The sequence below is a fragment of the Methylobacterium ajmalii genome (genome assembly GCF_036448855.1).
Taxonomy (GTDB): domain Bacteria; phylum Pseudomonadota; class Alphaproteobacteria; order Rhizobiales; family Beijerinckiaceae; genus Methylobacterium; species Methylobacterium ajmalii.
On sequence record NZ_JAZFXT010000043.1, the window covers coordinates 1 to 26,542 of the forward strand.

25 protein-coding genes are annotated in these 26,542 nt (G+C 70.7%); 14 read left to right on the plus strand and 11 right to left on the minus strand.

The genetic code is table 11. The annotated features are described in order from the left end of the window. Window positions 1-1,097 (plus strand): ATP-binding protein (locus tag V3T34_RS17670; protein WP_305078313.1); only part of this gene is annotated, 1,097 nt, incomplete at its 5' end. Between the two features lie 76 nt (window positions 1,098-1,173). On the opposite strand, the gene V3T34_RS17675 is transcribed toward V3T34_RS17670, so the two are convergent. The 9 genes from V3T34_RS17675 to V3T34_RS17715 all read right to left on the minus strand — a co-directional run bounded on the left by V3T34_RS17675 (window position 1,174) and on the right by V3T34_RS17715 (window position 10,825). Then, on the minus strand, window positions 1,174-1,797 hold the full coding sequence (locus tag V3T34_RS17675; RefSeq protein WP_305078312.1) for an NAD(P)H-dependent oxidoreductase: 624 nt from the start codon (window positions 1,795-1,797) through the stop codon (window positions 1,174-1,176). Window positions 1,798-1,966: 169 nt separating this feature from the next. Next, window positions 1,967-2,272 carry a type II toxin-antitoxin system RelE/ParE family toxin gene (locus V3T34_RS17680; RefSeq protein ID WP_305078311.1) on the minus strand — a complete coding sequence of 102 codons (306 nt, stop codon included), beginning with the start codon at window positions 2,270-2,272 and terminating at the stop codon, window positions 1,967-1,969. Further along, a complete protein-coding gene (locus tag V3T34_RS17685) occupies window positions 2,262-2,537 on the minus strand; it encodes a type II toxin-antitoxin system ParD family antitoxin (RefSeq protein ID WP_082742490.1) in 276 nt (91 codons plus the stop codon). Before V3T34_RS17685 ends, V3T34_RS17680 begins: the two co-directional genes overlap by 11 nt. A 107-nt stretch (window positions 2,538-2,644) precedes the next feature. After that, window positions 2,645-3,730 carry a tartrate dehydrogenase gene (locus tag V3T34_RS17690; protein WP_305078310.1) on the minus strand — a complete coding sequence of 362 codons (1,086 nt, stop codon included), beginning with the start codon at window positions 3,728-3,730 and terminating at the stop codon, window positions 2,645-2,647. A 14-nt stretch (window positions 3,731-3,744) separates the two neighbouring features. Further along, on the minus strand, window positions 3,745-5,124 hold the full coding sequence (locus V3T34_RS17695) for an aminotransferase class III-fold pyridoxal phosphate-dependent enzyme (protein WP_305078309.1): 1,380 nt from the start codon (window positions 5,122-5,124) through the stop codon (window positions 3,745-3,747). Window positions 5,125-5,559: 435 nt separating this feature from the next. Further along, complete coding sequence (locus V3T34_RS17700; protein WP_305078308.1) at window positions 5,560-7,221, minus strand: ABC transporter ATP-binding protein; 1,662 nt, start codon at window positions 7,219-7,221, stop codon at window positions 5,560-5,562. A 2-nt stretch (window positions 7,222-7,223) separates the two neighbouring features. Further along, on the minus strand, window positions 7,224-8,099 hold the full coding sequence (locus tag V3T34_RS17705) for an ABC transporter permease (protein WP_305078307.1): 876 nt from the start codon (window positions 8,097-8,099) through the stop codon (window positions 7,224-7,226). Beyond that, on the minus strand, window positions 8,092-9,048 hold the full coding sequence (locus V3T34_RS17710; protein WP_060847043.1) for an ABC transporter permease: 957 nt from the start codon (window positions 9,046-9,048) through the stop codon (window positions 8,092-8,094). Before V3T34_RS17710 ends, V3T34_RS17705 begins: the two co-directional genes overlap by 8 nt. 187 nt (window positions 9,049-9,235) lie before the next feature. Further along, a complete protein-coding gene (locus tag V3T34_RS17715; RefSeq protein WP_331369252.1) occupies window positions 9,236-10,825 on the minus strand; it encodes an ABC transporter substrate-binding protein in 1,590 nt (529 codons plus the stop codon). Between the two features lie 376 nt (window positions 10,826-11,201). On the opposite strand from V3T34_RS17715, the gene argE reads away from it, so the two are divergent. From argE to V3T34_RS17775, 12 genes are all read left to right on the plus strand, one after another. Next, complete coding sequence (argE, locus tag V3T34_RS17720) at window positions 11,202-12,344, plus strand: acetylornithine deacetylase (protein ID WP_305078304.1); 1,143 nt, start codon at window positions 11,202-11,204, stop codon at window positions 12,342-12,344. A 78-nt stretch (window positions 12,345-12,422) separates the two neighbouring features. Next, window positions 12,423-12,722, plus strand: a complete 300-nt coding sequence (locus tag V3T34_RS17725) for a hypothetical protein (RefSeq protein ID WP_060847045.1) — start codon at window positions 12,423-12,425, stop codon at window positions 12,720-12,722. A 144-nt stretch (window positions 12,723-12,866) separates the two neighbouring features. Further along, the gene (locus tag V3T34_RS17730) at window positions 12,867-14,303 is read left to right on the plus strand and encodes an aldehyde dehydrogenase family protein (RefSeq protein WP_305078303.1); all 1,437 of its coding nucleotides are present in this window, start codon (window positions 12,867-12,869) and stop codon (window positions 14,301-14,303) included. A 26-nt stretch (window positions 14,304-14,329) separates the two neighbouring features. Then, window positions 14,330-15,466, plus strand: coding sequence for a CaiB/BaiF CoA transferase family protein (locus tag V3T34_RS17735; RefSeq protein ID WP_305078302.1), 1,137 nt, complete (start codon window positions 14,330-14,332; stop codon window positions 15,464-15,466). Between the two features lie 226 nt (window positions 15,467-15,692). After that, window positions 15,693-17,204, plus strand: coding sequence for a fumarate hydratase (locus tag V3T34_RS17740; protein WP_060847048.1), 1,512 nt, complete (start codon window positions 15,693-15,695; stop codon window positions 17,202-17,204). Between the two features lie 145 nt (window positions 17,205-17,349). Next, complete coding sequence (locus V3T34_RS17745; protein WP_305078301.1) at window positions 17,350-18,027, plus strand: DUF1045 domain-containing protein; 678 nt, start codon at window positions 17,350-17,352, stop codon at window positions 18,025-18,027. Between the two features lie 4 nt (window positions 18,028-18,031). Next, window positions 18,032-18,649 (plus strand): LbetaH domain-containing protein, encoded by a 618-nt coding sequence (locus tag V3T34_RS17750; protein WP_305078300.1) that lies wholly within the window; start codon window positions 18,032-18,034, stop codon window positions 18,647-18,649. A gap of 74 nt (window positions 18,650-18,723) precedes the next feature. Further along, window positions 18,724-19,551: a phosphonate ABC transporter ATP-binding protein gene (gene phnC / locus V3T34_RS17755; protein WP_305078299.1), complete on the plus strand. Its 828-nt coding sequence runs from the start codon at window positions 18,724-18,726 to the stop codon at window positions 19,549-19,551. Window positions 19,552-19,583: 32 nt separating this feature from the next. Beyond that, window positions 19,584-20,507 (plus strand): phosphonate ABC transporter substrate-binding protein, encoded by a 924-nt coding sequence (gene phnD, locus V3T34_RS17760; protein WP_060847052.1) that lies wholly within the window; start codon window positions 19,584-19,586, stop codon window positions 20,505-20,507. Between the two features lie 147 nt (window positions 20,508-20,654). Further along, a complete protein-coding gene (gene phnE / locus V3T34_RS17765) occupies window positions 20,655-21,539 on the plus strand; it encodes a phosphonate ABC transporter, permease protein PhnE (RefSeq protein WP_305078298.1) in 885 nt (294 codons plus the stop codon). Continuing rightward, on the plus strand, window positions 21,536-22,405 hold the full coding sequence (gene phnE, locus V3T34_RS17770; RefSeq protein ID WP_305078297.1) for a phosphonate ABC transporter, permease protein PhnE: 870 nt from the start codon (window positions 21,536-21,538) through the stop codon (window positions 22,403-22,405). Before phnE (V3T34_RS17765) ends, phnE (V3T34_RS17770) begins: the two co-directional genes overlap by 4 nt. A gap of 204 nt (window positions 22,406-22,609) precedes the next feature. Beyond that, the gene (locus V3T34_RS17775) at window positions 22,610-23,356 is read left to right on the plus strand and encodes a YebC/PmpR family DNA-binding transcriptional regulator (protein ID WP_048434141.1); all 747 of its coding nucleotides are present in this window, start codon (window positions 22,610-22,612) and stop codon (window positions 23,354-23,356) included. A gap of 293 nt (window positions 23,357-23,649) precedes the next feature. Here the strand turns inward: V3T34_RS17775 and V3T34_RS17780 are convergent, their stop codons facing one another. Then, a complete protein-coding gene (locus tag V3T34_RS17780) occupies window positions 23,650-24,975 on the minus strand; it encodes a sensor histidine kinase (protein WP_305078296.1) in 1,326 nt (441 codons plus the stop codon). Continuing rightward, window positions 24,972-25,640, minus strand: a complete 669-nt coding sequence (locus tag V3T34_RS17785) for a response regulator (protein WP_060847056.1) — start codon at window positions 25,638-25,640, stop codon at window positions 24,972-24,974. The genes V3T34_RS17780 and V3T34_RS17785 overlap by 4 nt, the downstream gene beginning before the upstream one ends. Before the next feature lie 147 nt (window positions 25,641-25,787). On the opposite strand from V3T34_RS17785, the gene V3T34_RS17790 reads away from it, so the two are divergent. Next, window positions 25,788-26,477 (plus strand): hypothetical protein, encoded by a 690-nt coding sequence (locus V3T34_RS17790; RefSeq protein ID WP_060847057.1) that lies wholly within the window; start codon window positions 25,788-25,790, stop codon window positions 26,475-26,477. Window positions 26,478-26,542: the final 65 nt, after the last annotated feature.

Here is a 26,542-nt window from a genome sequence, read left to right on the forward strand (position 1 = left end):
TCGCCCACGACTTCAACAACCTGCTCACGATCATCCGCTCGTCGGTGGATTTCCTGCGCCGGCCCGAGCTGCCGGAGGCGCGGAAACGCCGCTACCTCGACGCGGTGTCCGACACGGTGGACCGGGCGGCCAAGCTCACCGGCCAGCTCCTCGCCTTCGCCCGCCGCCAGGCCCTGGCGCCCGAGGTGTTCGACGTCGTCGCCCGTCTCCAGGGCGTCGCCGACATGCTCGACACGGTGACGGGCGCGCGCATCCGCGTGGTGACCGAGGGCCCCGACCGGCCCTGCTTCGTGCGCGCGGACCTGAGCCAGTTCGAGACCGCGCTCATCAACATGGCGGTCAACGCCCGCGACGCCATGGAGGGGGAGGGAACCCTCACCCTGGCGGTCGCCTGCGGGGCGGAGAAGCCCGAGATCCGCGGCCACGCCGCCGCCAGGGGCCCGTTCGCGGCGATCTCGCTCACCGATACCGGCACCGGCATGAGCCCGGCGGTGATCGACAAGATCTTCGAGCCGTTCTTCACCACCAAGGAGGTCGGCAAGGGCACGGGTCTCGGCCTGTCGCAGGTGTTCGGCTTCGCCAAGCAGTCGGGCGGCGACGTCGACGTGACGAGCCGGGTGGGGCAAGGCTCCACCTTCATCCTGTACCTGCCGGAGGTGGCCGCCCCGGCCGAGCCCGGGTACGCGGCCCCGGCGGACGAGGGAATGGCGCCGGCCCGGGCCGGGCAGCGGGTGCTCCTCGTCGAGGACAATGTCGGCGTCGGCCGCTTCGCCGCGCAGATCCTCGGCGACCTCGGCTACGTCGCCACCTGGGTCACCAACGCCGAGGCCGCCCTCGACGTGCTCGGCGAGGACGCCGCCTACGACGCGGTGTTCTCCGACGTGGTGATGCCCGGCATGGGCGGCATCGAGCTCGCCAAGACCCTGCGCCGGCGCCATCCGGGCCTGCCGGTGCTGCTCACCTCCGGCTACAGCCACGTCCTGGCCCAGGAGGGCTCCCACGGCTTCCCGCTGCTGCACAAGCCCTACTCGGCCGAGCAGCTCTCCAGGATGCTGGCGAGCGCGATCGGGCAGCGGCGTGGCGCCCCGTCGAATTGAGAATACTCTTCGATCGGCGTCGAGGTCCGGGTGTGGGTTTCCTGCCGACCCCGGACCTTGCTCGGGGTCGGCCGCGTTATGCCTCCCGTCCCTCGGAGAAGGTCGTGCGGCCGATCGCTTCGGTGTCGGAGAGCCATGTTCTGCGCTGCGCGTCGGAGCTTCCGACGACCGGCCTGAAGACGTGCCGGACGTAATGCTCCACCCCGCAATAGGGCAGGACGCATCGTCCCCAAATCAGCTCGAGCGGATCGCCCAGATCCGCCCGCTCCCGCTCTTCGGGCGTGTCGGACGTATTGAGAATAAGCGCCGTCCGGATCGACAGGAGGCCTTGGGGCAATCCGTCCGCAGTAGTCAGGCGGTAGGCCACGCCTGGTACCAGAACCCGGTCGAGCCAGCCCGACAGGATCGCCGGAGGCTTGCCCCACCAGTTCGGGTGAACGATCAGCAGCCCGTCGGCTTCGGCGATCTCGCGCCTGTATCGCAGCATCACCGGATCGGTCCCGCATGACAGCGCCGCTTCGAGGTCGTCCCCGATGCTGTAGGCCTCTTCCGCCTTTAGGCATGGATCGAAACCCTCGGCGTACAGGTCGTGATGGACGACGTCATGACCGCTGCCTGCGAGGGCGCGCCGTGCCGCCTCCGAGAGCGCATGACAGAAGCTGGTTTGCCGTGGATGAGCGATGATGGATAATATCTGCACGGGCGACCTCGGATCTGGCCCTGTCGTGATCGATCCGTTGGACCGGACGTGCAGCGCACCGCCATCCAGATCTCAGATGCGCCGATGGCCTTGCGGTGCTCGGGCTTTCTAAGGTTGCCGATCATAACCCTGGGTCAAGCCGCGAGTCCATGCCGGCTGGGCCGTTGAATCAGTGCGGGACTTGGCTGGCTTTAAAATCACGGCCGGCGTAGAGGACGCGCAAAATCTCGATCTGTCCTTGTGGCAGGCGATAAACGATCAGGACTCTGCGCTCGATCGCCCATGTCCGTATTCCGGCGGCCATGTCGTTTCGCAGCGTTCCCTGCTCGGGAAAATCCTTGAGGCCGTTGCAGGCCTTCTCGATACGGCCCAGATAGTCGCCCGCGCGCACTGGTCCGCTCTGTCGTACGATATAATCATAGATGTCGAACAGATCGGCGCGAGCGAACCGGTGAAAAACGATCTCACGTGTCACGGCCGACGGTCTTCAGGCGTTCTGCATGATACGCACGCAACTCCTCGAACACACGGTCGGCGGGAATGGGAGGGCTTGGATCGTTCAGAGCTTCCTGCACCTTCTGCCGGAGCATGGCGTCGAGCGCCGCTTCTTCCCGATCGAGGGCGCGCAAACCTGCTCGCACAACCTCGCTGACCGATGTGTAAGCCCCCGATCGGACGCGCGCCTCCACCTTCTCCTGCATCTCGCCCAGAGTGACGGTGACTGGCTTGCTACGTCTCACCGAGGCGCCTCCGTTCCACACCTCATCGTATCACGCTGTATGACGATGTCATACAGGCTCCCGAGCGTGATGGGCCGCACGCCAACGCCGCCGGCCCACCACATTCGTCACGCCGCAGCAAAAGCCCGCAGCACTGCGTCGGCCGCCTCGCGGGTCGTGGCCGTGCCCTTGAGGTCGCGGGTGCGCGACGCCGGCTCGCGGAGCGCCGTCTCGATCGCCGCCACGATGGCGTTCGCCGCGTCCACCTCGCCGAGGTGTTCCAGCATCATCGCGGCGGTCCAGATCTGGCCGATCGGGTTGGCGATGCCTTGGCCGGCGATGTCCGGCGCCGAGCCGTGGACCGGCTCGAACAGCGAGGGGAAGCGCCCCTCCGGGTTGATGTTGGCGGACGGCGCGATGCCGATCGTGCCGGTGCAGGCGGGCCCGAGATCCGACAGGATGTCGCCGAAGAGGTTGGAGCCGACCACCACGTCGAACCGGTCCGGGTTCAGCACGAAATGGGCGGTGAGGATGTCGATGTGGTACTTGTCGCGGCGCACGTCGGGATAGCGCTCGCCCATCGCCTCGACCCGCTGGTCCCAGTACGGCATCGTGATGGCGATGCCGTTCGACTTGGTGGCCGAGGTCAGGTGCTTCTTCGGTCGGCTTTGCGCCAGGTCGAAGGCGAATTTCAGGATCCGGTCGACGCCGTGACGGCTCATCACCGTCTCCTGGATCACGATCTCCCGCTCGGTGCCCGGATACATCGTGCCGCCGACCGAGGAATACTCGCCCTCGGTGTTCTCGCGCACGACGTAGAAGTCGATGTCGCCGGGCTCGCGGCCGGCGAGCGGGCAGGGCACGCCCGGCATCAGCCGGACGGGGCGCAGGTTGACGTACTGGTCGAACTCGCGCCGGAACTGCAGGAGCGAGCCCCAGAGCGAGACGTGGTCCGGCACGGTGGCCGGCCAGCCGACGGCGCCGAAGAAGATCGCATCGGTCGGCGTCAGGACTTCCTTCCAGTTCGCCGGCAGCATCGTGCCGTGCTCGGCGTAGTAGTCGCAGGAGCCGAAGGCGTGATGCTGGAGGTCGAGGCGAAAGCCGAACTTCTCCGCGGCGGCCTCGAGGATGCGGACGCCCTCGGGCACGACTTCCTTGCCGATGCCGTCGCCGGGGATGACCGCGATGCGGTAGGGCTGAGTCTTGGTCGTCATGGCGAAACGTCCTCTCACGCCAGCGCGGCGCGCACGTCGGCGACGTCGAGGACGTCGTTCAGCGTCTGCTCGAAGCGGGCGAGCAGGGTGTCGATGTCCTCGTCCGTGCAGCAGAGCGGCGGCGCGAAGCCGACGATGTCGTCGGCGAAGGCGCGGAAGATCACGCCGTTCCTGTAGCCGAACCGGGCGAGGTGGCCCGAGATGCCGAGATCGGCCGAGGGCTTGGTGCGCTTCTCTTTGTTCATGACGAGCTCGACGCCGGCGAGCAAGCCCCGCACCCGCACGTCGCCGACGAGGGGATGGTCGGCGAGGCGCTCGAGGCCCGCGGTGAAGCGCTCGCCCGCCCGGCGGCCGTTCTCCAGGATGCCGCCTTCGGTGTAGAGGCGCAGCACCTCAAGGCCGACCGCGGCGCTGACCGGATGGGCCGAGTAGGTGAAGCCGTGGCCGATCGGCTTGCCGGCCGGCGCATGATCCGCGATGGCGCGATAGATCCGGTCCGACATCAGCACCGCGCCCATCGGGCTGTAGCCCGAGGTCAGGCCCTTGGCGGTGGTCATCAGGTCCGGCACCACGCCGTCATGCTCGCAGCCGAAGAGCGGGCCGGTGCGGCCGAAGCCGGTGATGACCTCGTCGGCGACGAACAGGATGTCGAGCTCGCGCGCGGCCTCCCGCATCGCCTTCAGCCAGCCGTCCGGCGGCACAATCACGCCGCCCGAGCCCTGGACCGGCTCGGCGAAGAACGCCGCGACGTTCTCCGCGCCCAGTTCCTCGACCTTGGCCTTCAGCGCCGCGACCGATGAGGCGATCACCGCCGCGTCGTCGTCGCCGGCCGGGTTGCGGTAGGGATAGGGCGAGGGGATGTGGTGCTGGAGGGTCGTCGGCGCGTCGAAGTTGTCGTGGAAGGACTGAATCGCGGTCAGCCCGGCGCCGACGGTCGAGGAGCCGTGATAGCCCCGCTCCAGGGCGATCATATGCTTCTTCGTCGGCCGGCCGGTGACGTTGTAGTAGTAGCGGATGAACCGCACCGCCGAATCGACCGCGTCCGAGCCGCCGAGCGTGAAGTAGACGTGGTTGAGGTCGCCCGGCGCCAGTTCGGCGAGGCGCGCGGCCAGCCGGATCGCCGGCTCGCTCGAGAAGTGGAAGTAGCCGGTGGCGTAGGGCAGCCGGCGCATCTGCTCGGCCGCGACTTCCACGATCGACTCGTGGCCGTAGCCGACATTGACGCACCACAGGCCCGAGAAGCCGTCGAGCAGGGTGTGGCCTTCCGCGTCGGTGAGCGTCGCGCCCTGGGCCGATTGCAGCACCGTGGCGCCGCGCGCCTCGTGGCCCTTCCACGAGATCACCGGGTGGATGAGGTGGTCGCGGTCGAGCTCGATCAAGGAATTGGGGCGCATGGCTCAGAGGCTCCGGGGCGGCGTGAGTTGCAGGATGCCCGGGGGGCCGCGGGATTTTTTGCCGAGATGGGCGGGCGGCACCGCGCGGGGAGCGGGTTTGGACGGGGCGGGGCGGCAGAATCGATGGGGGGAGGGATCTGGTGAACAGCCCGGGCGTGTGATGCGCGACTGACCGTCAGGACCGCGGGTCTCCCCCTCTCCCCGCGGGCGGGGAGGGCCTTCACCCCCCCCTTGTCGGGGTGAAGGGAGCCCGCAGGGCGAAGGTGAGGCCGGGGAAGTCTCCCTCGTCGAGACCCCCTCACCCTCGCTCCGGCTTCGCCTGCGCTTGTCGCTTGCACGACAAGGTGCAAGCGACCCTCTCCCCGCCCGCGGGGAGAGGGGGAGACCCGCGCTTGCTTTGTCTTGGGACAGATCGCCTTCTGCGAAGAAGGCGCGCTACGCCGCCGCCCCGCGCCCGGCGCACACCTCGTCGAGCCACCCCGTCCGCAATTCCGGCACCGAGGACAGCAGCAGCCGCGTATAGGGCTCCTTCGGATCGGCGAGCAGCGCCTCGGTCGGGCCGGCCTCGACCACGCGGCCGTGCTGGAGAACCATGACGGCATCGCTGATCGACCGGATCACCCCGAGGTCGTGGCTGATGAAGACGTAGGCCACGTTGAGGTCGCGCTGGATCTCGACCAGGAGGTCGAGCACCGCCTCGCCGACGACGGTGTCCAGCGCCGAGGTCACCTCGTCGCACAGGATCACGTCGGGCTCGGCGGCGAGCGCGCGGGCGAGGTTGATGCGCTGCTTCTGGCCGCCGGAGAGTTCGCCCGGTCGCCGCTCGGCGACGCTGCGGGGCAGGCGGACCTGGTCGAGGAGCTGCATCAGCCGCTGGCGGCGGGCCGCGGCGCCGAGGCGGTGGTAGAAGGCCAGCGGCCGCTCCAGGATCTGGGCGATGCTCTGGGCCGGGTTCAGCACCGTGTCGGCGTTCTGGAACACGATCTGGATCCGCCGCAGGGTCTCGCGGTCGCGCCGGCCGAGCGCCGGGGCCAGGACCTTGCCGTCGAGCCGGACCTCGCCGCGGGCGGCCGGCACGATGCCGGAGACGACGCGCGCCAGCGTGCTCTTGCCCGAGCCCGATTCGCCGATGATCCCCAGGGTCTCGCCGCGGCGCAGCGAGAAGCCGACGTCGTGCAGGATCTTGACCCGCGGCAGGCCGTCGGCCCCGGCCGGGCCGTAGCCGGCGGTGATGCCGGTGGCGGCCAGCACCGGGGCCTCGCCGGTCTCTGGAGCAGCCTCCGCGCCCTTGCGCTTGACCGGGGAGGCGGCCGCGATGAGCTGGCGGGTATAGGGGTGGGCCGGCGCGCTCACCATCTGCTCGACGGCGCCGATCTCGGCGAGGCGCCCGTGGCGCAGGACCGCGATCCGGTCGGCGATCTGGGCCACCACCGCGAGGTCGTGGCTGACGTAGATGCCGGTGATGCCGCGCTCGCGGATCGCCGCCTTGAACGAGACCAGCACCTCGATCTGGGTCGTCACGTCGAGCGCCGTGGTCGGCTCGTCGAAGATCACGAGGTCGGGATCGTTGAGGAGCGCCATGGCGGCGAGCAGCCGCTGGAGCTGCCCGCCCGAGACCTGATGGGGGTAGCGGTCGCCGATCGTGTCCGGGTTCGGCAGGGCGAGCTCGGCAAACAGGGTCTTGGCCTTGGCGGTGGCGGCCTCCGCCGTGAGCGAGCCGTGGATCAGCGCGCTCTCGATCACCTGCGCCATGATGGTGCGGGCGGGGTTGAACGAGGCCGCGGCCGACTGGGCGATGTAGGCGATGCGGTTGCCGCGAAGCGCCCGCAGCTCGGAGGGCGACGAGGCCAGGACCTGCGTCCCGAACACGTCGACGCTGCCGCCGCGGATGGCGCAGCCCTTGCGGGCATAGCCCATCATGGCGAGCGCGATCGTGGTCTTGCCCGAGCCCGATTCGCCGATCAGCGCCAGGACCTCGCCGCGGGCGATCTCGAACCCGACCTCGTGGACGATCGTCGTCTCGCGGCCGTCATCGGCCTTGGCCGCGACCTTCAGGGCCTCGACCCGGACGGTGCCGCTCTTGTGCGCGTGCGCCATGATCAGCGCCCTCCCGCTCTCGCCCGGCCGGGCAGGTTGTCGACCAGGAGGTTCACCCCGATGGTCAGGATCGCGATGGCGATAGCCGGCATCACCACCGCCGGGGCGCCGTAGCTCAGGCCCGCCACGTTCTCGCGCACCAGCGAGCCCCAATCGGCGTAGGGCGGCTGCACGCCGAGCCCGAGGAATGACAGGCTCGAGAGCAGCAGCACCACGAAGACGAAGCGCAGGCCGAAATCGGTGGCGAGCGGCCCGACCATGTTGGGCATCACCTCGCGCAGCATGATGTAGCCGCGGCCCTCGCCGCGGGCCTTCGCGGCGAGCACGAAATCCTCGGCCGCGATGTTGACGGCGAGCGCCCGGGTGATCCGGTAGCAGCCCGGCACGTAGATGAACGCCATGGTCAGCACCAGGATCGGCAGCGACGAGCCGAGGCCGGCGATCAGCACCAGCGCCAGCATCTTCGAGGGGATCGAGGTCAGCGCGTCGAGGAGCCGGCTGAGCGCGCTGTCGGTCCAGCCGCCGACCACCGCGGCGAACAGGCCGAGCCCGATGCCGGCGGTGCAGGCGAGCGCGGTGGCGAGCGCCGCGATGCCGACCGTGTAGCGGGCGCCGAGCAGGATCCGGCTCAGCATGTCGCGGCCGAGATAGTCGGTGCCGAGGGGGAAGGCGGGGCTCATCGGCCCGAACACGTCGGTGTCGACGATCGCGCCGGCATCGTGGGGGCTCAGCACCTGGCCCAAGATGGCCATCGCGATGCCGGCCAGCACGATGCCGGCACCCAGGCACGCCGTGGGGGAGAGCCGCAGGCGCAGCCGCGGGGCCGCCGGGGCGATCTCCGGCACGGTCTCGCCGAGGCCAAGGTTCTGGTCACGCATGGCGCAGCCTCGGGTTGGACAGGATGGCGACGATGTCGGCGGTGGTCACCAGCAGCAGGTAGACGGCGCAGAACACGATGGCGCAGGCCTGCACCACCGGCATGTCGCGCATCGACACGCTGTCGACCATCAGCTTGGCGATGCCCGGATAGTTGAAGATCGTCTCGACGATGATGACGCCGCCGAGCAGGTAGGACAGGCTGAGCGCGACCGCGTTGGCGATGGCGCCGACCGTGTTCGGCAGGACGTGGCGCAGCACCACCCGAGCCGGGCTCGCGCCCTTGAGCGCCGCCATCTCGACGTAGGGCGCCTTCATCGCCTCGATCACGGCGGCGCGGGTCATCCGCACCATCTGGGTGATCACCACGAAGGACAGGCTCATTACCGGCATCGCCACGGCGCGCAGGAATTCCAGCGGGGTGGCCGAGCGCGGCACGAAGGAGAGGGCGGGCAGCCAGTGCAGGTGGACGGCGAAGACCAGCACCGCCAGGGTGGCGACCAGGAATTCGGGCACCGACACCGCCGCGATCGTCAGGATGCCGACCGCCCGGTCGTAGGCCGAGCCGCGCCAGACCGCCGCCGTGATGCCGAGGGTCAGCGCCACCGGCACCGAGATCGCCGTCACGATGCCGGCGAGGATGAGCGAGCTCGACAGCCGGGCCCAGATCAGGTCGCCGACCGGCTGGCGGCTGACCAGCGAGGTGCCGGCATTGCCGGTGAGAAGGCCGCCGAGCCAGGTGGCGAAGCGCTGGAGCGCCGGGGCGTCGAGGCCGAGCGCCTGGCGCAGGCCCGCCACCGCCTCCGGGGTCGCGCTCTGGCCCAGGATCGCCTGGGCGACGTCGCCCGGCAGGAGCTGGGTCGCCCCGAACACGACCACCGAGACGAAGAGCAGCGTCGCGGCGGCGACGAGCACGCGGCCCGCGATCATCGTCAACATGCGGCGGCTCATGCGCCCTCCCTGATCCTTGGATGGCCGGCCCTCCCGGGCGGGCTTGTCGTTGCAGGTTTCGGTGCAGGTTCGGCGCCGCGGGACCGCGACGCCGCGCGGCCGGCGCCCTCGACGCGCCGCGCCCCCGGGGCTGGGCCTGGAAGGATGCGGGGGACGGGGACGTGCCCCGTCCCCGCGCGGCGAGAGATCAGGCGTCGAGCCAGGCGTACTCGCCGAAGGTGTAGCCCATCAGGCCGCCGGTCGGGATCGGGTGCAGGCCCTTGATCTTGCTGGAGTAGCAATCGATGTTGCTGATGAAGGCCGGGATGCCGATGCCGGCCTCGTCGTGCACCAGCACCTGCGCGTCGTGGTACATCTGCTTGCGCTTGGCCTCGTCTCGCTCGGCCCGGGCGGCGACGATGAGCTGGTCGAACTTCTCGTTCTTCCAGCGCGACTCGTTCCAGGCCGCATCCGACTTGAAGAACAGGCTGAACAGCAGGTCGGCGGTCGGGCGCGGGTTGATGTTGCCGAAGCAGAGCGGGCTCTTCATCCAGTAGTTCGACCAGTAGCCGTCCGACGGCACCCGCTGGACGTCGATGTTGAGGCCGAGCTTCTTGGCGTCCTGCTGCATCAGCACCGCCATCTCGACCGAGGCGTCGGCCGCCGGCGAGGCGACGAGCGGGATGGTCGAGCCGAGCACCCCGGCCTTGTTGAAGTGGAACTTGGCCTTCTCGGGGTCGTAGGGCCGCTGCGGGATGTCGGCGGCGTGGTAGCGGTTCGAGGACGGGATCGGGTGGTCGTTGGCGACCTCGGCGTAGCCGCGGAAGACCGCGCTGCGCATCTGGGTGCGGTTGAGCAGGTACTTCATGCCGAGCACGAAGTCCGGGTTGGCGCCCGGGCCCTCATCGAGGCGGGCGATCAGGTTGGTGTAGAGGCCGGCCTTGGTCTCCAGCACGCCGAAGCCGCCCATGCTCTCGATCACCCGCAGCGAGCGCGGGTTGATCACCGCGGCGATCTGCACGTCGCCGGACATGAGGGCGTTCACCCGCGACTGCTCGTCGGGCAGGCCGAAGAACTCGATGCTGTCGAGGAACGGGCCGGGCTGGCGCCAGTAGTCGCCGTTGCGCACCGCCATCGTGCGTACGCCCGGGGTGAATTCCTTGCACTTGAACGGGCCGGTGCCGATGCCCTTCGAGAAGTCGGTCGTCCCGGCCTGGACGATGTGGAAGTGGGCGGTGCCGAGGATGGTCGGCCAGTCGGCGTTGGCGCCGCTGAGCACGATGCGCACCTCGTTCGGGCCCGCGGCCTCGATCGCGGTCATCTGCTTGGCCAGCGTGTTGGCCTTGGAGCCGACCGCCGGGTCGAGGTGACGCTTGAGCGAGAAGACTACGTCCTCCACCGTCAGCGCCTTGCCGTCGTGGAAGGTCACGCCCTTGCGGATCTTGAAGGTCCAGGTCTTGGCGTCGGGGCTGTCGTAGCTCTCGGCCAGCTCCGGGCCCGGGGCGCCGGTCTGGTCGATGCGGACGAGCTTGTTGTAGAAGAAGTTGCAGCGGACGTAGTCGCTCGCGTTCGACTGCTTGGCCGGGTCGAGCGTGTCGGAGGTCGAGCTGGTATAGGTGCAGACCCGGATGTTGCCGCCGCGCTTCGGCGTCTGGGCCAGCGCCTTCGTGGCGCTGCCGAACACCGTGCCGCCGGCGAGAACGCCCATGCCGGCCGAGCCGAGCAGGCCCAGGATGTCGCGCCGCGACGCTCCCCGGCGCAGGCCGTCGAGGACGCGGCCGCGGTCGGCGGGGCTCATGGTCTCAAAGGCGTCTGCGTCCAGCTGCGACATCGTCTTCCCCTCGGGCTTGGCTTGGCGGTGGCGTTGTCTGGCGGCGCCGTCCGTTTCGCGGTGCGATGGCGCCATGCTGCACCGCCGAAATTTTGGGCATGATCCGTTCGGCACAAACAATCAGCACCATCTTCGTAGGATTGTCAACAATCCGAATTGTTCGCAGCCGCTGCTTCCGGCGACACGGGCCGGACCCGGGCTCTCGCCGCGATCCAACCGTGCCTTCATGCCGTCCGGAGCGTCTCCGGCGGCAGCTTCTGCGGTGCCGCTCCCCGCCTTCGACCGGGGCGCCGCGGCGCTCCGGCAGTATGATTCGGGCAGTCAGCCGATCCGCGAGAGCCCGATGTCCGACGCCGCCGCCCTCCTGTCCGCCCTCGTGGCGATCCCCTCGGTGTGCCGCACGCCGAACGGCGCGATCGTCGCGCTGGTGCGCGACCACCTCGCCCGCCACGGCGTCGAGGCGGCGATTCTGCCGGGGCCGGAGGGCGACCGCGCCAACCTGTTCGCGACGATCGGCCCGCGCGACGTGCCGGGGATCGTCCTGTCGGGCCATCTCGACGTGGTGCCGGCGGGCGAGGGCTGGACCGGCGACCCCTTCGCCCTGCGGCAGGTCGGCGACCGCCTGGTCGGGCGCGGCGCCGTCGACATGAAGGGCTTCGTCGCCTGCCTGCTGGCGCTCGTGCCCGAGATGGTGCGGGCGCCGCTCGCCCGGCCGATCCACCTCGCCCTGTCCTACGACGAGGAGGTCGGCTGCGTCGGCGTGCGCCACATGATCGCCCGGCTGCCCGAGCTCTGCGCCACCCCCACCGCCTGCCTCGTCGGCGAGCCCTCGGAGATGCGCCCGGTCCTGCGCCACAAGGGCAAGGTGGCCGGGCGCCTCACGGTGCGGGGGCGCGCCGGCCATTCCTCGCGGCCGGATCTCGCCGACAACGCCGTGCACCTCGCCGCCGACCTCGTCGGGCTGGTACGCGGCCTGCACGAGGATTTCGTCGCGCGGGGCCCGTTCCACGACATGTTCACGCCGGCCTCCTCGACCCTGCAGGTCGGGGTCATCGCCGGCGGCACCGGCGTCAACGTCGTGCCCGATACCTGCCGGATCGACTGGGAGGCCCGCGCGGTGCCGGGCACCGACCCGATGACGATCCACGACGCGCTCCTCGCCCGGGTCGCCGGCCTGGTCCACCCGTTGCGGGCGGCCGGCCGCGAGGTCGCGGTCGAGAGCGAGGTCTTGTCGGCCTATCCCGCCCTCGATCTCCCCGACGACGCGCCCTTGCGGAGCCTCGCCGAGGCGTGGTCGGGCCACGCCGCCCTCGGGGCGGTGAGCTACGGCACCGAGGCCGGCCTGTTCCAGGCCGCCGGCATCCCGTCGATCATCTGCGGGCCCGGCCGCATCGCCGAGGCGCACCGGCCCGACGAATCGATCGGGCTCGCCGACCTCGACGAATGCTGCGCGATGTTGCGCCGCGTCATCGCGCAACAAAGTTGAAGCCAGGTGAACCGCACCAGCCTGCGCACGTTGTCGGGTCCAGGGTCTAACAAATTCAGGATCCGACAGGAGAGCAACATGCGTTCGATTCTCGCCGGACTTGCCGCCGGCCTTCTCGTTGCCGGTGCCGCCGCGGCCCAGACCGCCGCTCCGTCCACCGCACCCGGTACCATGGGCAACGGCACCATGGGCACCGGCCCGGCCGCGACCGGCACCGTCGCGCCGATGCCGAACAACACCGGCGGTGCGGCCGGCGGCGTCGTGGCGCCCGGACCGACCGGCGCCTCGACCGTCACAGGCAATTCGGCCGCCGGCGGCAATGCCGGCCAGCCGTCCCGGGCGGTGCCGCAGGGCAGCGGCGGCAGCGGCAGCCGCTGAGCGCTCCCGGGCGGGCCATATCGCGATCCTATCGCGTCCGCCCGTCGATCGTATTGGAATTGCCCCTCCCGGCGCGGTAACACCGCGCCCAAGAGCAGGCCGGCCGCCGACACGGCGGCCGGTCGCCACGGGAGGTTTGACAGCATGAACGCCCACCAGCACTTCATCGGCGGCACCTGGACCGGCAGCGAGGCGACCCTGCCGGTGGTCAACCCGTCGCACGGCCAGGAGATGGCCCGCATCGCCCGGGGCGGCGCCAAGGAGATCGATGCCGCCGTCAAGGCTGGACACGCCGCCATGGACGGCGAGTGGGGCCGCCTCGACGCCGCGTCCCGCGGCCGCCTGCTCCTCAAGCTCGCAGAGCTGATCCGCCGCGACGCCGAGATCCTGGCGAAGATGGAGAGCGAGGACGTCGGCAAGCCGATCACGCTCGCCCGCAACGACGCCCAGGTCTGCGCCCGCTACTTCGAGTATTACGGCGGCGCCGCCGACAAGGTGCACGGCGACACGATCCCGTTCCAGAACGGCTTCACCGTCATGACCGTGTACGAGCCGTACGGCGTCGTCGGCGTGATCGTGCCGTGGAACTATCCCCTCCAGATGACCGGCCGCTCGGTCGCCCCGGCGCTCGCCATGGGCAACGCCGTGGTGCTGAAACCCGCCGAGGACACCTCGCTGTCGGCGCTGCATCTGGCCAAGCTCGCGGCCGAGGCCGGCTTCCCGGCCGGCAGCCTCAACGTGGTGACGGGGCTCGGCGAGGAGGCGGGCGCCGCGCTCGCCTCGCACAAGGGCATCCACCACATCAGCTTCACCGGCTCGCGCGAGGTCGGAACCCTGATCCAGACGGCCGCGGCCAAGAACACGATTCCGGTGACGCTGGAACTCGGCGGCAAGTCGCCCCAGGTGGTGTTCGCCGATGCCGACCTGTCGGAGGCCGGCACCGTCATCGTCAAGGCGATCACCCAGAATGCCGGCCAGACCTGCTCGGCCGGTTCGCGCGTGGTGATCGAGGACAAGATCTACGACAGCTTCGTCGCCGACCTCGCCAAGCGCTTCAAGGACCTGCGCGTCGGCTCGGGCGAGCAGGACCTCGACCTCGGCCCCGTGGTCAACGCCAAGCAGTGCGAGCGGGTGCAGGGCTACATCGATCTGGCGCGCCGCGACGGCCTGACGATCCTGGCCGAGGGCGAGCTCGGCACCAACGTGCCGGGCGACGGCTACTACGTCCGCCCGACCCTGATCGGCGACGTGCCGCCCGACCACCGCCTGGCCCAGGAAGAGATCTTCGGGCCGGTCCTGGTGGCGATCCGGGTGCGCGACGAGGCCGAGGCCCTGAAGGTGGCGAACGGCACCGAGTACGGGCTGGCCGCCGGCATCTGGACCCAGGATCTCGGCAAGGCCTTGCGCCTGTCGAAGGGCATCAAGTCGGGCCAGGTCTTCGTCAACAATTACGGCGCGGGCGGCGGCGTCGAACTGCCCTTCGGCGGCGTGAAGGGCTCGGGCCACGGCCGCGAGAAGGGCTTCGAGGCCCTCTACGGCTTCGGCTCGATGAAGATGATCGCGATCAAGCACGGGGTCTGACGGTCATGGCGGCGGGGAGTGGGGCCGTGGCAGGCAGGATCCTGCCGCTCGCAGGCCTGACCGTGGTGGCGCTCGAGCAGGCGGTGGCGGCACCCTACTGCTCCTCTCGCCTGGCCGACGCGGGCGCCCGCGTCATCAAGATCGAGCGGCCGGAGGGCGATTTCGCCCGCGGCTACGATGCGGCGGTGAACGGGCTGGCGAGCTACTTCGTCTGGCTCAACCGCGGCAAGGAGAGCCTGGTCGCCGACATCAAGGACCCGAGCGATGCCCGGCTCCTGCACGCGGTGCTCGCCAAGGCCGACGTGTTCATCCAGAACCTCGCGCCCGGTGCCGCGGCCCGGGCCGGGTTCGGCTCGGACGAGCTGCGCGCCCGCTACCCGCGGCTCGTCACGGTCGACGTCACCGGCTACGGCTCGGGTCACGCCTATTCGGACATGAAGGCCTACGACCTCCTGGTCCAGGCCGAGAGCGGCTTGGCCGAGATCACCGGCCATCCGGCGGGTCCGGGCCGGGTCGGGGTGTCGGTCTGCGACATCGCCTGCGGCATGGCGGCCCATTCCGCCGTGCTGGAGGCGCTGATCGCCCGGGGCATCACCGGCGAGGGGGCGAAGCTTGAGGTCAGCCTGTTCGACGGCATGGCCGACTGGATGAACGTGCCGCTGCTCTACTTCGAGGGCACCGGCCGGGCGCCGCAGCGGGTCGGCCTCGCGCATCCGTCGATCTGCCCCTACGGCGCCTTCCCGACCCGGGACGGGGCCCTGGTGCTGCTCTCGATCCAGAACGAGCGCGAATGGGTCAAGTTCTGTGCCGCGTTCCTGCGCCAGCCCGACCTGCCGTCGCGCCCGGGCTTCGAGAGCAACACCGCCCGGGTGGCGAACCGGCCCGAGGTCGATGCCGTGGTGGCGCGGGTCTTTTCGGAGTTGAGCCGCGACGAGGCCGCCGACCGATTGAGGGCCGCCGGCACCGCCTACGGCTTCGTCAACGGCCTGTCCGACCTCGTCTCGCATCCGGCACTCCGCCGGGTCACCGTCGAGACCCATGCCGGCCCGGCCTCGATCGTCGCGCCGCCGGCGCTCCGCAACGGCCAGGCCCCGGTGCTGGGTCGCGTGCCGGGGATCGGCGAGCACAGCGAGGCGATCCGGCGGGAATTCGCAGCCGCGTAGACCACTTGGCGGTGTAGACCACTTGGCGGTCATGCGATCGATCCCACCCACCGCCTCGTCCTGAGGTGCCCGGCGATCGAAGATCGCCGGGCCTCGAAGGAGGGCTCCAGGAGGCGCGGAGTTCGCTGGAGCCCTCCTTCGAGGCTTGCTTCGCAAGCACCTCAGGATGAGGTTCGTCTCTGGATAAACCGAACAGCCGGGCGCACGGCCTGAGAGGACGACCACCATGGCCACCATCCGCGAAGACGACCTGGTCGCCTCCATCGCCGACGCGCTGCAGTTCATCTCGTACTACCACCCGGCCGACTACATCGAGAACCTCGCCGAGGCCTGGCGGCGCGAGGAGAGCCCGGCGGCCCGGGACGCGATGGCGCAGATCCTGGTCAATTCGCGCATGGCCGCCTTCGGCCGCCGGCCGATCTGCCAGGATACCGGCACGGCGCAGATCTTCATGAAGGTCGGGCTCGGAGCGCGGATCGTCTCGAACCGCTCGCTCCAGGAGATCGTCGACGAGGGCGTGCGCCGGGCCTGGCGCGAGGAGCGCAACCCGCTGCGCGCCTCCGTGGTCTCCGAGCCGCTGTTCGGGCGCCGCAACACCGGCGACAACGCGCCGGCCATGCTCCACGTCGAGATGGTGGCGGGTGAGCTGGTCGAGGTCCACGTCGCGGCGAAGGGCGGCGGCTCGGAGAACAAGGCGAAGTTCGCCGCCCTCAACCCGAGCGATTCCGTCGCCGACTGGGTGGTGCGCACCGTCGAGACGCTCGGCGCCGGCTGGTGCCCGCCCGGCATGCTCGGCATCGGCGTCGGCGGCTCGCCCGAGAAGGCGATGACGCTGGCCAAGCTCTCGCTCCTCGATCCGATCGACCTGCCGCAGATCCGCGCCCGCGGGCCGTCCTCCAAGGAGGAGGAATTGCGGCTCGAGATCTTCGAGCGGGTCAACGCGCTCGGCATCGGCGCGCAGGGGCTCGGCGGCCTCACCACCGTGCTCGACGTCAAGCTCAAGACCTTCCCGGTCCACGCCGCCTCGCTCCCCGTCGGCCTGATCCCGCAATGCGCCGCCGACCGGCACGCCCACTTCACCCTCGACGGCAGCGGCCCGGCCGTCTTCACCCCGCCCTCCCTCGATCTCTGGCCGCAGGACGTCAGCGTCGCCACCGCCGCCGGGCGGCGGGTCGACCTCGACCGGCTGACCCGCGAGGAGGTGGCGACCTGGCGGGCCGGCGAGACCCTGCTGCTGTCGGGCCACCTCCTCACCGGGCGCGACGCGGCGCACCTGCGGCTGACCCGGATGCTGGAGGCCGGCGAGGAGCTGCCCGTCGATCTGCGCGACCGGGCGATCTACTACGTCGGCCCCGTCGATGCCGTCGGCGACGAGGCGGTGGGTCCCGCCGGCCCCACCACCGCGACCAGGATGGACAAGTTCCTGGAGCCGATCCTGTCGCGGACCGGCCTCCTCGTCATGGTCGGCAAGGCCGAGCGCGGCCCGGCCGCCGTCGAGACCATCGCGCGTCACGGCGCCGCCTACCTGATCGCGGTCGGTGGGGCGGCCTACCTCGTCTCGAAGGCGATCAAGTCGGCCCGGGTGCTCGCCTTCGCCGATCTCGGCATGGAGGCGATCCACGAATTCGTGGTCGAGGACATGCCGGTGACGGTCGCGGTCGACGCCGCCGGCACCTCGGTCCACCGCGACGGCCCGACGAGGTGGCGCCGGCCGGTGCGGGAGATGGCGCCGGCGTAACGCCGGGATCGGTCGTTCGGTCGAGCGCGGGCTTCTCCCTCCCTTCTGCGGGGGAGGGTACGGGCTCACCGCTGTCGCGTCTTACCCTCCACCGTCACCGTCCAGTCACGCCCGCGTGCTGAATCGGGCGAAAAAGGAGAACCGCGTGACCGGCGCCCCTCGCTACGCCCTCTACTTCACGCCGAAGCCCGGCTCGGACCTCGCCCGGTTCGGCAACGCCGTGCTGGGCACCGACAACCACACCGGCGCCGAGGTTCCCCGCCCCGAGGGGATGGCCGACCTCGCGGACGTGACCGATTCCCCCCGCCGCTACGGCTTCCATGCCACCCTGAAGGCGCCGATGCGGCTCGCCCCCGGTCTCGCCGAGGCCGACCTGCTCGCCGCGGCGGAGACGCTGGCGGCGGACCATCCGCCGGTCCCGGTCGGCCTCCTGCGGGTCGCGACGCTCGGCGCCTTCACGGCCCTGGTTCCCGACGCGGCCCCCCCCGAGCTCGGCCTGTTCGCCGCCGAATGCGTCGCCGCCTTCGAGCCGTTCCGCGCCTTCCTCACCGAGGCCGAGGTGGCGCGCCGCAAGCCCGAGCGCCTGAGCCCCCGGGGCCGGGCGCTTCTCGCGGCCTGGGGCTACCCGCACGTCTTCGAGGAATTTCGCTTCCACATGACCCTGACCGACGCGCTGCCGGAGGAGGCCCGCGCGCCCTGGCGCGAGCGTCTGGCGGCGGCCTACGGCGCGGGCGCCCCCCTCGTGCTCGACGCCCTGTCGGTGCTGCGCCAGGACGGCGCCGCCCCGTTCCGGGTGCTGCGGCGCATTCCCTTCGGAGGCTGACGCGATGGCCGGACAGCTGGGTCTCGAGCCCGTCATCGACCCGACCGCCACGGTCCGGGAGTGCCGCTTGGGCCGCTACACCGAGGTCGGCCCCCGCACCCAGCTCGCCGAGACCGTGCTCGACGACTATTCCTACATCGGCAACGACGGCGAGATGATCTACACCACGATCGGCAAGTTCTGCTCGATCGCCGCGATGGTGCGGATCAATCCCGGCAACCACCCGATGGAACGGGCCTCGCAGAGCCACTTCACCTACCGGGCCGCCTCGTACTGGCCGCAGGAGGCGAACGAACCGGCCTTCTTCGAGCGGCGCCGGGCCCTGCCCGTCACGATCGGGCACGACGTCTGGATCGGCCACGGGGTCGTGGTGCTGCCCGGCCGCACCATCGGCACCGGGGCGGTGGTCGGCGCGGGCGCCATCGTCACCCGGGACGTCGCGCCCTACACCATCGTGGTCGGCAACCCGGCCCGCCCCGTGCGCCGCCGCTTCGACGAGGCGAGTGCCGAGCGCCTGCTGCGGCTGGCCTGGTGGGACTGGGACCACGAGCGGTTGCGCACGGCGCTCCCGGACTTCCGTCAGCTGCCGATCGAAGCCTTCCTTGATAAGTATGCCGGCTAAGCACTGACGCGCTGTCATCCTGTTGTCGCTTAACCAGCGTTTACGTTCGCCGAACAGTGAAATCGGGCGAGCGGATGCTGGTTGTCGAGAACCTTACGCGTCAATACGGGGCGCGCCGTGCGGTGGACGGCGTCAGCCTGTCGATCGAGCGCGGCAGCTTCGTCGGCGTGATCGGACGCTCGGGTGCCGGCAAGTCGACCCTGCTGCGGATGCTCAACCGCCTCGCCGACCCGACGGCCGGGCGCATCCTCTTCGACGGCACCGACGTGACGGCGCTCCGCGGCCGGGACCTGCGTGCCTGGCGTGCCCGCTGCGCGATGATCTTCCAGCAGTTCAACCTCGTCGGGCGGCTCGACGTGATGACGAACGTGCTGATGGGCCGGCTCGACCAGGTGCCGACGCACCGCTCGCTCCTGAAGCTGTGGAGCGAGGAGGACCGGGCGCTGGCGCTCGCCGCGCTGGAGAGCTTCGACATGGGGGCGTTCGCCGCCAACCGGGCCGACCAGCTCTCGGGCGGCCAGCAGCAGCGCGTCGCCATCGCCCGCGCCCTCGTCCAGGAGCCGGAGATCATCCTGGCCGACGAGCCGGTGGCCTCCCTCGATCCGCGCAACACCCGCCTGGTGATGGACGCGCTCGCCGACGCCAACAAGCGCTACGGCATCACCGTGCTCTGCAACCTGCACTCCCTCGACCTCGCCCGGGCCTATTGCGACCGCTTGATCGGCCTCTCGGCCGGCCGGGTGGTGTTCGACGGCCGCGGCTTCGACCTCACCGAGGACGTCGCCCGCACCCTCTACGGCCTCGAGGCCGGCGAGGTGATGGACCGCGGCGAGCCCGAGACGGCGCCGGTGCTGGCCCCCGTGCGCGCCCCGATCCGCCACGCCGAGGCGCTGAGCGCCTGATCTTTCCGAGACCCCAGACAAGGATTCGACCGATGCTGACCCGTCGCACCCTCGTGGGCGCCGCCGCCCTGATGCTCGCCGCCGGCCCCGCCTTCGCGCAGGACTGGAAGGCCAAGTATCCCGAGCTGACGCTCGGCGTGATCCCGGCCGAGAACGCGTCGGGCACCGTCGACCGCTACACCCCGCTCACCGCCTACCTCTCGAAGGAGCTCGGCGTGCCGGTGAAGCTGCGGGTCGCCAACGACTACGCGGCGGTGATCGAGGGCCAGCGCGCCGGCAACATCCAGATCGCGTTCTACGGCCCGGCCTCCTTCGCCCGCGCGGTGATGACCGGCGTGAAGACCGAGCCGGTGGTCAACCAGAAGCACGAGACCGGCGCGTCGGGCTACTACTCGGTGATCTACGTGAAGGCCGACAGCCCGTACCAGAAGATCGAGGACCTGAAGGGCAAGAGCCTCGCCTTCGTCGACCCGAACTCGACCTCCGGCAACCAGGCGCCGCGATACTTCCTGCAGAAGGCCGGCCACGACCCCGAGAAGCTGTTCGGCAAGACCTTCTTCGCCGGCAGCCACGAGAATGCCGTGCTGGCGCTCATCCAGGGTACCGCGGACGCCGCGGCCAATCTCTGGAACTCCGAGACCGACACCACCATCACCCGTATGGCCGCCAAGGGCATGAAGAAGCCCGACGGCACGCCGCTGAAGCAGGCGGATGTCCGCGTCATCTTCAAGTCCGAGTTCCTGCCCGAGGGCCCCTTCGCGGTCCTCGCCAGCCTGCCCGACGACCTGAAGCAGTCGATCCGCCAGGCCTTCCTCGCCCTGCCGACCAAGGACAAGGCCACCTTCGACAAGCTGTCGGACGGCAAGGACCTCGGTCTCAACGCGGTGACGCTGAAGGACTACCAGCCGATCATCGACATGCTCCGCCACAACGACGAGCAGCGCAAGCGGTCGTAAAACAACGTTTTACAAGTATGGCGCTTCCCCTCCCCTTATGGGGAGGGGCTAGGGGTGGGGGTGGTGCCGGATAGACCTCGGCGGTGCCTCCTGAACCACCCCCACCCCCAACCCCTCCCCACAAGGGGGAGGGGAGGAGCACCCCCCGTGACCGTCCGCATCGAGAAACTGCCGCCCGAGCGCGAGAGGACCCTGCTCGCCGCCTATTCCGGTGCCGTCGTCTCGACGCGCCGGCGCACGCTCGGGGTCTTCGTCGTCGTCGTGGCGCTGTACCTCCTCGCCGGCTGGATGGCCGAGGTGCGGCCGCTCACCTTCCTCGACAACATCCACAACTTCACCGCCTATCTCGGCCAGATCCTGCCGGTCCTGACCCTGGACAACCTGCCGGCGGACCTTGCCGCCTGGTACTGGGGCCTGCCGAAATGGCTCTCGCTCCTGGGCGAGACGATCCTGATGGCCTATCTCGGTACGCTGTTCGGCGGCATCGCGGCCTTTTGCCTGTGCTTCCTCGCCTCGGCCAACCTGGTGCGCTCGACCGCGATCCGCTTCTGCGCCCGGCGCTTCCTGGAGGTGTGCCGCACGGTGCCCGAGGTGGTGTTCGCGCTGATCTTCGTCATCGCCTTCGGGCTCGGGCCGATGGTCGGCGTGCTCGCCATCGCCATCCACACCACCGGGGCGCTCGGCAAGCTCTTCTCCGAGGTGGTCGAGAACATCGACATGAAGCCGGTCGAGGGGCTGACCGGGACGGGGGCGGGCTTCCTCGAGACCGTGCGCTTCGCGGTGGTGCCGCAGGTGCTGTCGAACTTCGCCTCCTATGCGCTGCTGCGCTTCGAGATCAACGTGCGGGGTGCCGGCGTGATGGGCTTCGTCGGGGCCGGCGGCATCGGCCAGGAGTTCCTGGTCGCGATCCGCAACTTCTACTATTCGGACGTGAGCGCGATCCTCGTCCTCATCATCCTCACCGTCGTGGCGATCGACCTCGGCACCGAGCGCCTGCGCCATCACCTCCTCGGCCGGGAGGCCCACGCGTGACGCGCCGCTCCCCTTCCGCCCTGCGTCGGGCCGCGCTCGCCGATCTCGAGGGCCTGCGCGCCCGCCACCCGGCGGTCTTCCGGCCCTCGTGGTCCCGCCGCGCCGCGGTGGTCGGCACCCTCGCCGTGATCCTCGGCCTCGCGGCCTTCGCGATGGTCCGGCTCGATTTCTCGCTCCTGCGCATCGTCCACGGCCTGCATCGGCTGGGCGAGTTCGCCGGCATGATGCTGCCGCCCTCGGCCGAAGGGCGCCTCGGCCTGTTCCTGTCGGCGCTCGGCGAGACCCTGGCGATCGCGTTCCTCGGCACGCTGACGGCGGCCTGCCTCGCCTTTCCGGTGGCGTTCCTCGCCGCCCGCAACGTGGTGCCCAACCCCTTCCTGCGCTTCGGCGTGCGCCGCGGCTTCGACGTGATCCGCTCCGTCGACGTGCTGATCTGGGCGCTGATCTGGATCAACGTCGTCGGCCTCGGCCCCTTCGCCGGGGCGCTCGCCATCGCCTGCTCGGATTTCGGGGCGCTCGGAAAACTCTTCTCCGAGGCGATCGAGACCGCCGACCGCAAGGCGTCGGAGGGCGTCACCGCGTCGGGCGGCTCGCGGCTGCACCGGGTGCGGTTCGGCCTGGTGCCGGCGGTGCTCCCGGTCCTGGCGAGCCAGGTTCTCTACTTCTTCGAATCGAACACCCGCTCGGCCACCATCATCGGCATCGTCGGGGCGGGCGGCATCGGCCAGTACCTGACCGAGCTGATCCGGGTGCTGGAGATGCAGCAGGTCGCCTTCCTGGTGCTGATGATCCTCGTCACCGTGGCGCTGATCGACCTCGTCTCGGGCCGCCTGCGCCGGGCGATCATCGGGGGCCCGGCGCACTGATCCCGAGGGGTTAGGGGCCTGATTCCACCGGGTTTTCGCAGGTGCGACGGGCTGCGAGAACCTCGCGCGGCGCGCGTGTCTTCCCGATTGTCTTCCCCCGGGAGCGGCGCCTATAAGCCGGCTGTCTCATCCGTCCCTTGCGGCGTCGAGAGCCTCGCCGGGCGCTCTCCGCGCGCCGGGGCGATCAATCCGCCGGGGAGCGCCATGGCCGGGCATTCACAGTTCAAGAACATCATGCACCGCAAGGGCCGCGTCGACGCGGTCCGCTCGAAGGTGTTTTCCAAGCTCGCCCGCGAGATCACCGTGGCGGCCAAGCTCGGCACGCCGGACCCCTCGATGAACCCGCGCCTGCGCGCCGCGATTCTCGCGGCCCGGGCCGAGAACATGCCCAAGGACAATATCGAGCGCGCCATCAAGAAGGCGGCCGGGGGCGACGCGGAGAACTACGAGGAGGTCCGCTACGAGGGCTACGGTCCCGGCGGCGCCGCGCTGATCGTCGAGGCGCAGACCGACAACCGCAACCGCACCGCGTCCGACGTCCGCTCGGCCTTCACCAAGTCCGGCGGCAGCCTCGCCGAGACCGGCGCCGTGTCGTTCATGTTCGACCATGTCGGCCTCGTCGCCTTCGACGCCAAGGTGGCCGACGCCGACACGATGCTGGAAGCCGCCATCGAGGCCGGCGCCGACGACGTGAAGTCGGACGAGGGCGGCCACGAGGTCATCTGCGAGCAGGGCGCGATGGGCGAGGTCTCCAAGACCCTCGAGGCCCGCTTCGGCGAGCCCCGCCGCACCGCCCTGATCTGGCGCGCCCAGAACACCGTCGACGTCGACGACGAGACCGCCGAGAAGCTGATCCGCCTCGTCGAGACCATCGAGGACCAGGACGACGTGCAGAACGTCTTCGTGAACTTCGCGGTGTCGGACGCAATGATGGCGAAGATGCAGGGGTGAGGCTGAAGGGGCGGTCATCCATGGCCGCTCCTTGAGCCTCACAGGGTCATCCCTGCCCCTGATGACAGTAATTTTTCGCAAGATTGTTCTGCCCCACCCGCGACCTCATCCTGAGGTGCGGGCGATCGAAGATCGCTGAGCCTCGAAGGAGGGTTCCAGGGATCGCGGAGATTTCTGGAGCCCTCCTTCGAGGTCAGTCGATCTTTGATCGCGTGCGATCTCTGATCGCCAACACCTCAGGATGAGGTGGGAGGGTGGGACCTGTCGCCTGCTTCGGCTTTCGCCCGACCCACTCACCCCGGCAGCCGCAGCCGCGCCCGCAGACCCCCCATCGCCGACCTGTCGAGCTCCAGCCCGCCGCCATAGAGCTCCGCCAGTTCCGTGGTGATGGCGAGCCCGAAGCCGTGGCCCGGCACGGTCTCGTCGAGGCGCCGGCCGCGTTGCGCCACCGCCGCCAGGGCCTCCGGCCCGAGGCCCGGCCCGTCATCCTCGATCCGGACCACGATGTCGCTGCCCGCGGCGTCGGCCGACACCCGTACCGCGCGGGTGCACCAGGTGCAGGCATTGTCGATCAGGTTGCCCAGCATCTCGTCGAGGTCTTGCGGGTCGCAGGCCGCCGCGAGGCCGGGCGGGATCGCGGACGTGATCCGCACGCCCTTCTCGGCGTGCAGGCGCTCCAGGGCCGATGCGAGGTCGGCGACCGGGCCGGCGAGGTCCGTGCGGATCCGGGTCGCCCCGGTCAGCGCGGCGCTGCGGGCCCGGCGCAGGTGGTGACGCACGCCGCGGTCGAGGCTGCCGACGAGGTGCGTCAGGCGCCCGTCCGGGTCGCGGCCGGGCTCCGACAGGGCGAGGCTCAGGGTAGCGAGCGGCGTCTTCAGCCCGTGGGCGAGGTTCGCCACATGGGTGCGGGCCTGGGCGAGCTGCGCGGCGTTCTGGTCGAGGAGGGCGTTGATCTCGGCGGCGAGCGGCCGGACCTCCGCCGGTTGGGAATCGGGCACCCGCTCGCGCTGCCCGGCCCGCACCGCTTCGAGTTCCCGGCGCAGCCGGTCGAGAGGCTTGAGGCCGAGGCGCACCTGCGCCACCGCGCCGGCGGCGAGGCACAGGCCCAGCACCCCGAGGCTCGCCGCGAGCGCCAGGCCCGCCTCGCGCAGCGGCCCCCAGAGGGCGGCGCGCGGTGCGCCCGCAAGGACCACGGTGCCGTCCGGGAGGGACAGGACCCGCAGGATCAGCGCCTCGCCGCGCGGGCCGGTTCCGTCCGCGGGACGGGGCCGGTCGTCGTCCGCCTCCGGGACCTGCGGCGGGGCGAGGTCGCGCCCGGCGAGGGAGGCGGAGCCGAGCGTCGCCGCGCCCCGCCGCACCTGCCAGGCCCAGCCCGAGCCCGGTCGGTCGAAGGGCGGCGCGTCGAGGTCGCGCGACAGGCGCAAGGCCGTGCCCGGCTCCAGCCCCGAGACCAGGGAGACGATCTGCGCGTCGAGCCGGGACTCGATCTGCCCGCGCACGAAGCGCGCGAGGATCAGCCCGATGGCGAGGCCCGCCACCACCAGCGCCGCCACGATCAGCGCCAGCGCCGCGAGGAGCAGGCGCCGGCGCAGGGAGCCGATCTGGCCTAAGCCCGTCACGCCGCCTCGCCCGCGGTGAGCCGGTAGCCGTGCCCGCGCACGGTCTCGATCCGGGCCGGGGCGATCTTGCGGCGCAAGCGCGTGATGATGACCTCGACCGAGTTCGAATCGACCTCCGCGTCGCCCTCGTAGACCCGTTCCAGCAATTCGCCCCGGGGCACCACCCCGTCGCGGCGCAGGATCAGGCAGGACAGGACCCGCCATTCGAGGGCGGTGAGCTTGAGCGGCAGTCCGTCGCGGGTGAAGGCGCCGAGGCCGGGATCGAAGGTGATCGGGCCGCAGGCGATGCTCGTCGCCCCGTGGGCGGCGGCGCGGCGCACCAGCGCCCGCAGGCGGATCACCAGCTCCTCGACCCGGAACGGCTTGACCAGGTAATCGTCGGCCCCGGCCTTGAAGCCCGCCACCTTGTCGCTCCAGGCGTCCCGCGCGGTGAGGATCAGCACCGGCAGGGTGCGGCCCGCCGCCCGCCAGCCCTGCAGCACCGCGATCCCGTCGCGCTTCGGCAGGCCGAGATCGAGCACCGCCGCGTCGTAGGTCTCGGTGTCGCCGAGATGCGCGCCGTCCTCGCCGTTGCGGGCGTGGTCGACGGCGCAGTTCTCGGCGCGCAGGACCCGCAGGATCTCGGCGGCCAGCGCCGCGTCGTCCTCGACGAGCAGGAGCTTCATGTGCGGATGACTCGGAGGTGGGAACGCGGATTCCGCCGTAGTCCCGGCGGTTTAACCGAACCTGAACGGCGAGGTTCAGGCCCGGTTCCCGGGCCCTGACGTAGAAGAGCGCCAACCCGGAAGGGCCCCAACGACAGGAACACACCGATGACCGACCACACCACCATCGAGGGCAAGGCCACCGAGATCGAGACCGCCAAGGTCGAGACCGGCGCGACCGAGACCGTCGCACCCGCCCCGCGCACCAAGCCCCGCCGCGGCCTCCTCGTCGGCGCCGTCGCGGTGCCGCTGGCACTCGGCGCCGTCGGGCTCTCGCTCGCAAAGCCGGCGCAGACCCCGCTCACCCCCGTCGCCCCCGTCGCCGTGAGCGCTCTGGCGCCGTCTGGCGCCACCGCCGCCAAGGGCGAGGTCGCCGAGGTGTTCGGCAACAAGTTCATCCTTCAGGACGGCACCGGCCGCGCGCTGGTCGAGACCGGCCGGGCCGGCGAGGGCGGCACCCTGGTCGCCAAGGGCGAGAGCGTGACGGTGCAGGGCCGGTTCGAGAACGGCTTCCTCCACGCCAGCGCGCTCACCCGGGCCGACGGCAAGATCGAACCCCTGCGCCCGATGGGCCCGCCCCCCGGCGGCCTCGACTGGGCGAAGGACAAGGCCGGGCTGGGGCCGACCATCGACGTCCCGGCCCTCACCAAGGCGGTCACGGATGCCGGCTACTCGGACGTGCGTGTCGCCGGCCGCGGCCCGCGCCACCTCGACGTGGCGGCCAAGGGCCAGGACGGCAAGGAGCGGATGCTCCATGTCGGCTTCGACGGGCAGATCCGCGAGAAGCGGGTGTTCTGAGGGGCGTGACGGGCTCGGCCCGACAGTGTCGGGCCGCCTCGCATGAGGCGGGCTGTCCGAAAAAA

Excerpts from the sequence above, each read along its gene's own strand:
- V3T34_RS17700 (WP_305078308.1), bottom strand. The coding sequence starts at position 7,221 with ATGGCGCACGCGCACAAGAGCGGCACCGTCCGGGTCGAGGCCCTGAAG.
- V3T34_RS17715 (WP_331369252.1), bottom strand. The coding sequence starts at position 10,825 with ATGAGCCCCGCCGACCGCGGCCGCGTCCTCGACGGCCTGCGCCGGGGA.
- V3T34_RS17790 (WP_060847057.1), top strand. The coding sequence starts at position 25,788 with ATGACCGACCACACCACCATCGAGGGCAAGGCCACCGAGATCGAGACC.
- V3T34_RS17750 (WP_305078300.1), top strand. The coding sequence starts at position 18,032 with ATGGCCGGACAGCTGGGTCTCGAGCCCGTCATCGACCCGACCGCCACG.
- V3T34_RS17695 (WP_305078309.1), bottom strand. The coding sequence starts at position 5,124 with ATGCGCCCCAATTCCTTGATCGAGCTCGACCGCGACCACCTCATCCAC.
- V3T34_RS17725 (WP_060847045.1), top strand. The coding sequence starts at position 12,423 with ATGCGTTCGATTCTCGCCGGACTTGCCGCCGGCCTTCTCGTTGCCGGT.
- phnD (WP_060847052.1), top strand. The coding sequence starts at position 19,584 with ATGCTGACCCGTCGCACCCTCGTGGGCGCCGCCGCCCTGATGCTCGCC.
- V3T34_RS17730 (WP_305078303.1), top strand. The coding sequence starts at position 12,867 with ATGAACGCCCACCAGCACTTCATCGGCGGCACCTGGACCGGCAGCGAG.
- V3T34_RS17775 (WP_048434141.1), top strand. The coding sequence starts at position 22,610 with ATGGCCGGGCATTCACAGTTCAAGAACATCATGCACCGCAAGGGCCGC.
- V3T34_RS17785 (WP_060847056.1), bottom strand. The coding sequence starts at position 25,640 with ATGAAGCTCCTGCTCGTCGAGGACGACGCGGCGCTGGCCGCCGAGATC.
- V3T34_RS17710 (WP_060847043.1), bottom strand. The coding sequence starts at position 9,048 with ATGAGCCGCCGCATGTTGACGATGATCGCGGGCCGCGTGCTCGTCGCC.
- argE (WP_305078304.1), top strand. The coding sequence starts at position 11,202 with ATGTCCGACGCCGCCGCCCTCCTGTCCGCCCTCGTGGCGATCCCCTCG.
- V3T34_RS17740 (WP_060847048.1), top strand. The coding sequence starts at position 15,693 with ATGGCCACCATCCGCGAAGACGACCTGGTCGCCTCCATCGCCGACGCG.
- V3T34_RS17705 (WP_305078307.1), bottom strand. The coding sequence starts at position 8,099 with ATGCGTGACCAGAACCTTGGCCTCGGCGAGACCGTGCCGGAGATCGCC.
- phnC (WP_305078299.1), top strand. The coding sequence starts at position 18,724 with ATGCTGGTTGTCGAGAACCTTACGCGTCAATACGGGGCGCGCCGTGCG.
- V3T34_RS17690 (WP_305078310.1), bottom strand. The coding sequence starts at position 3,730 with ATGACGACCAAGACTCAGCCCTACCGCATCGCGGTCATCCCCGGCGAC.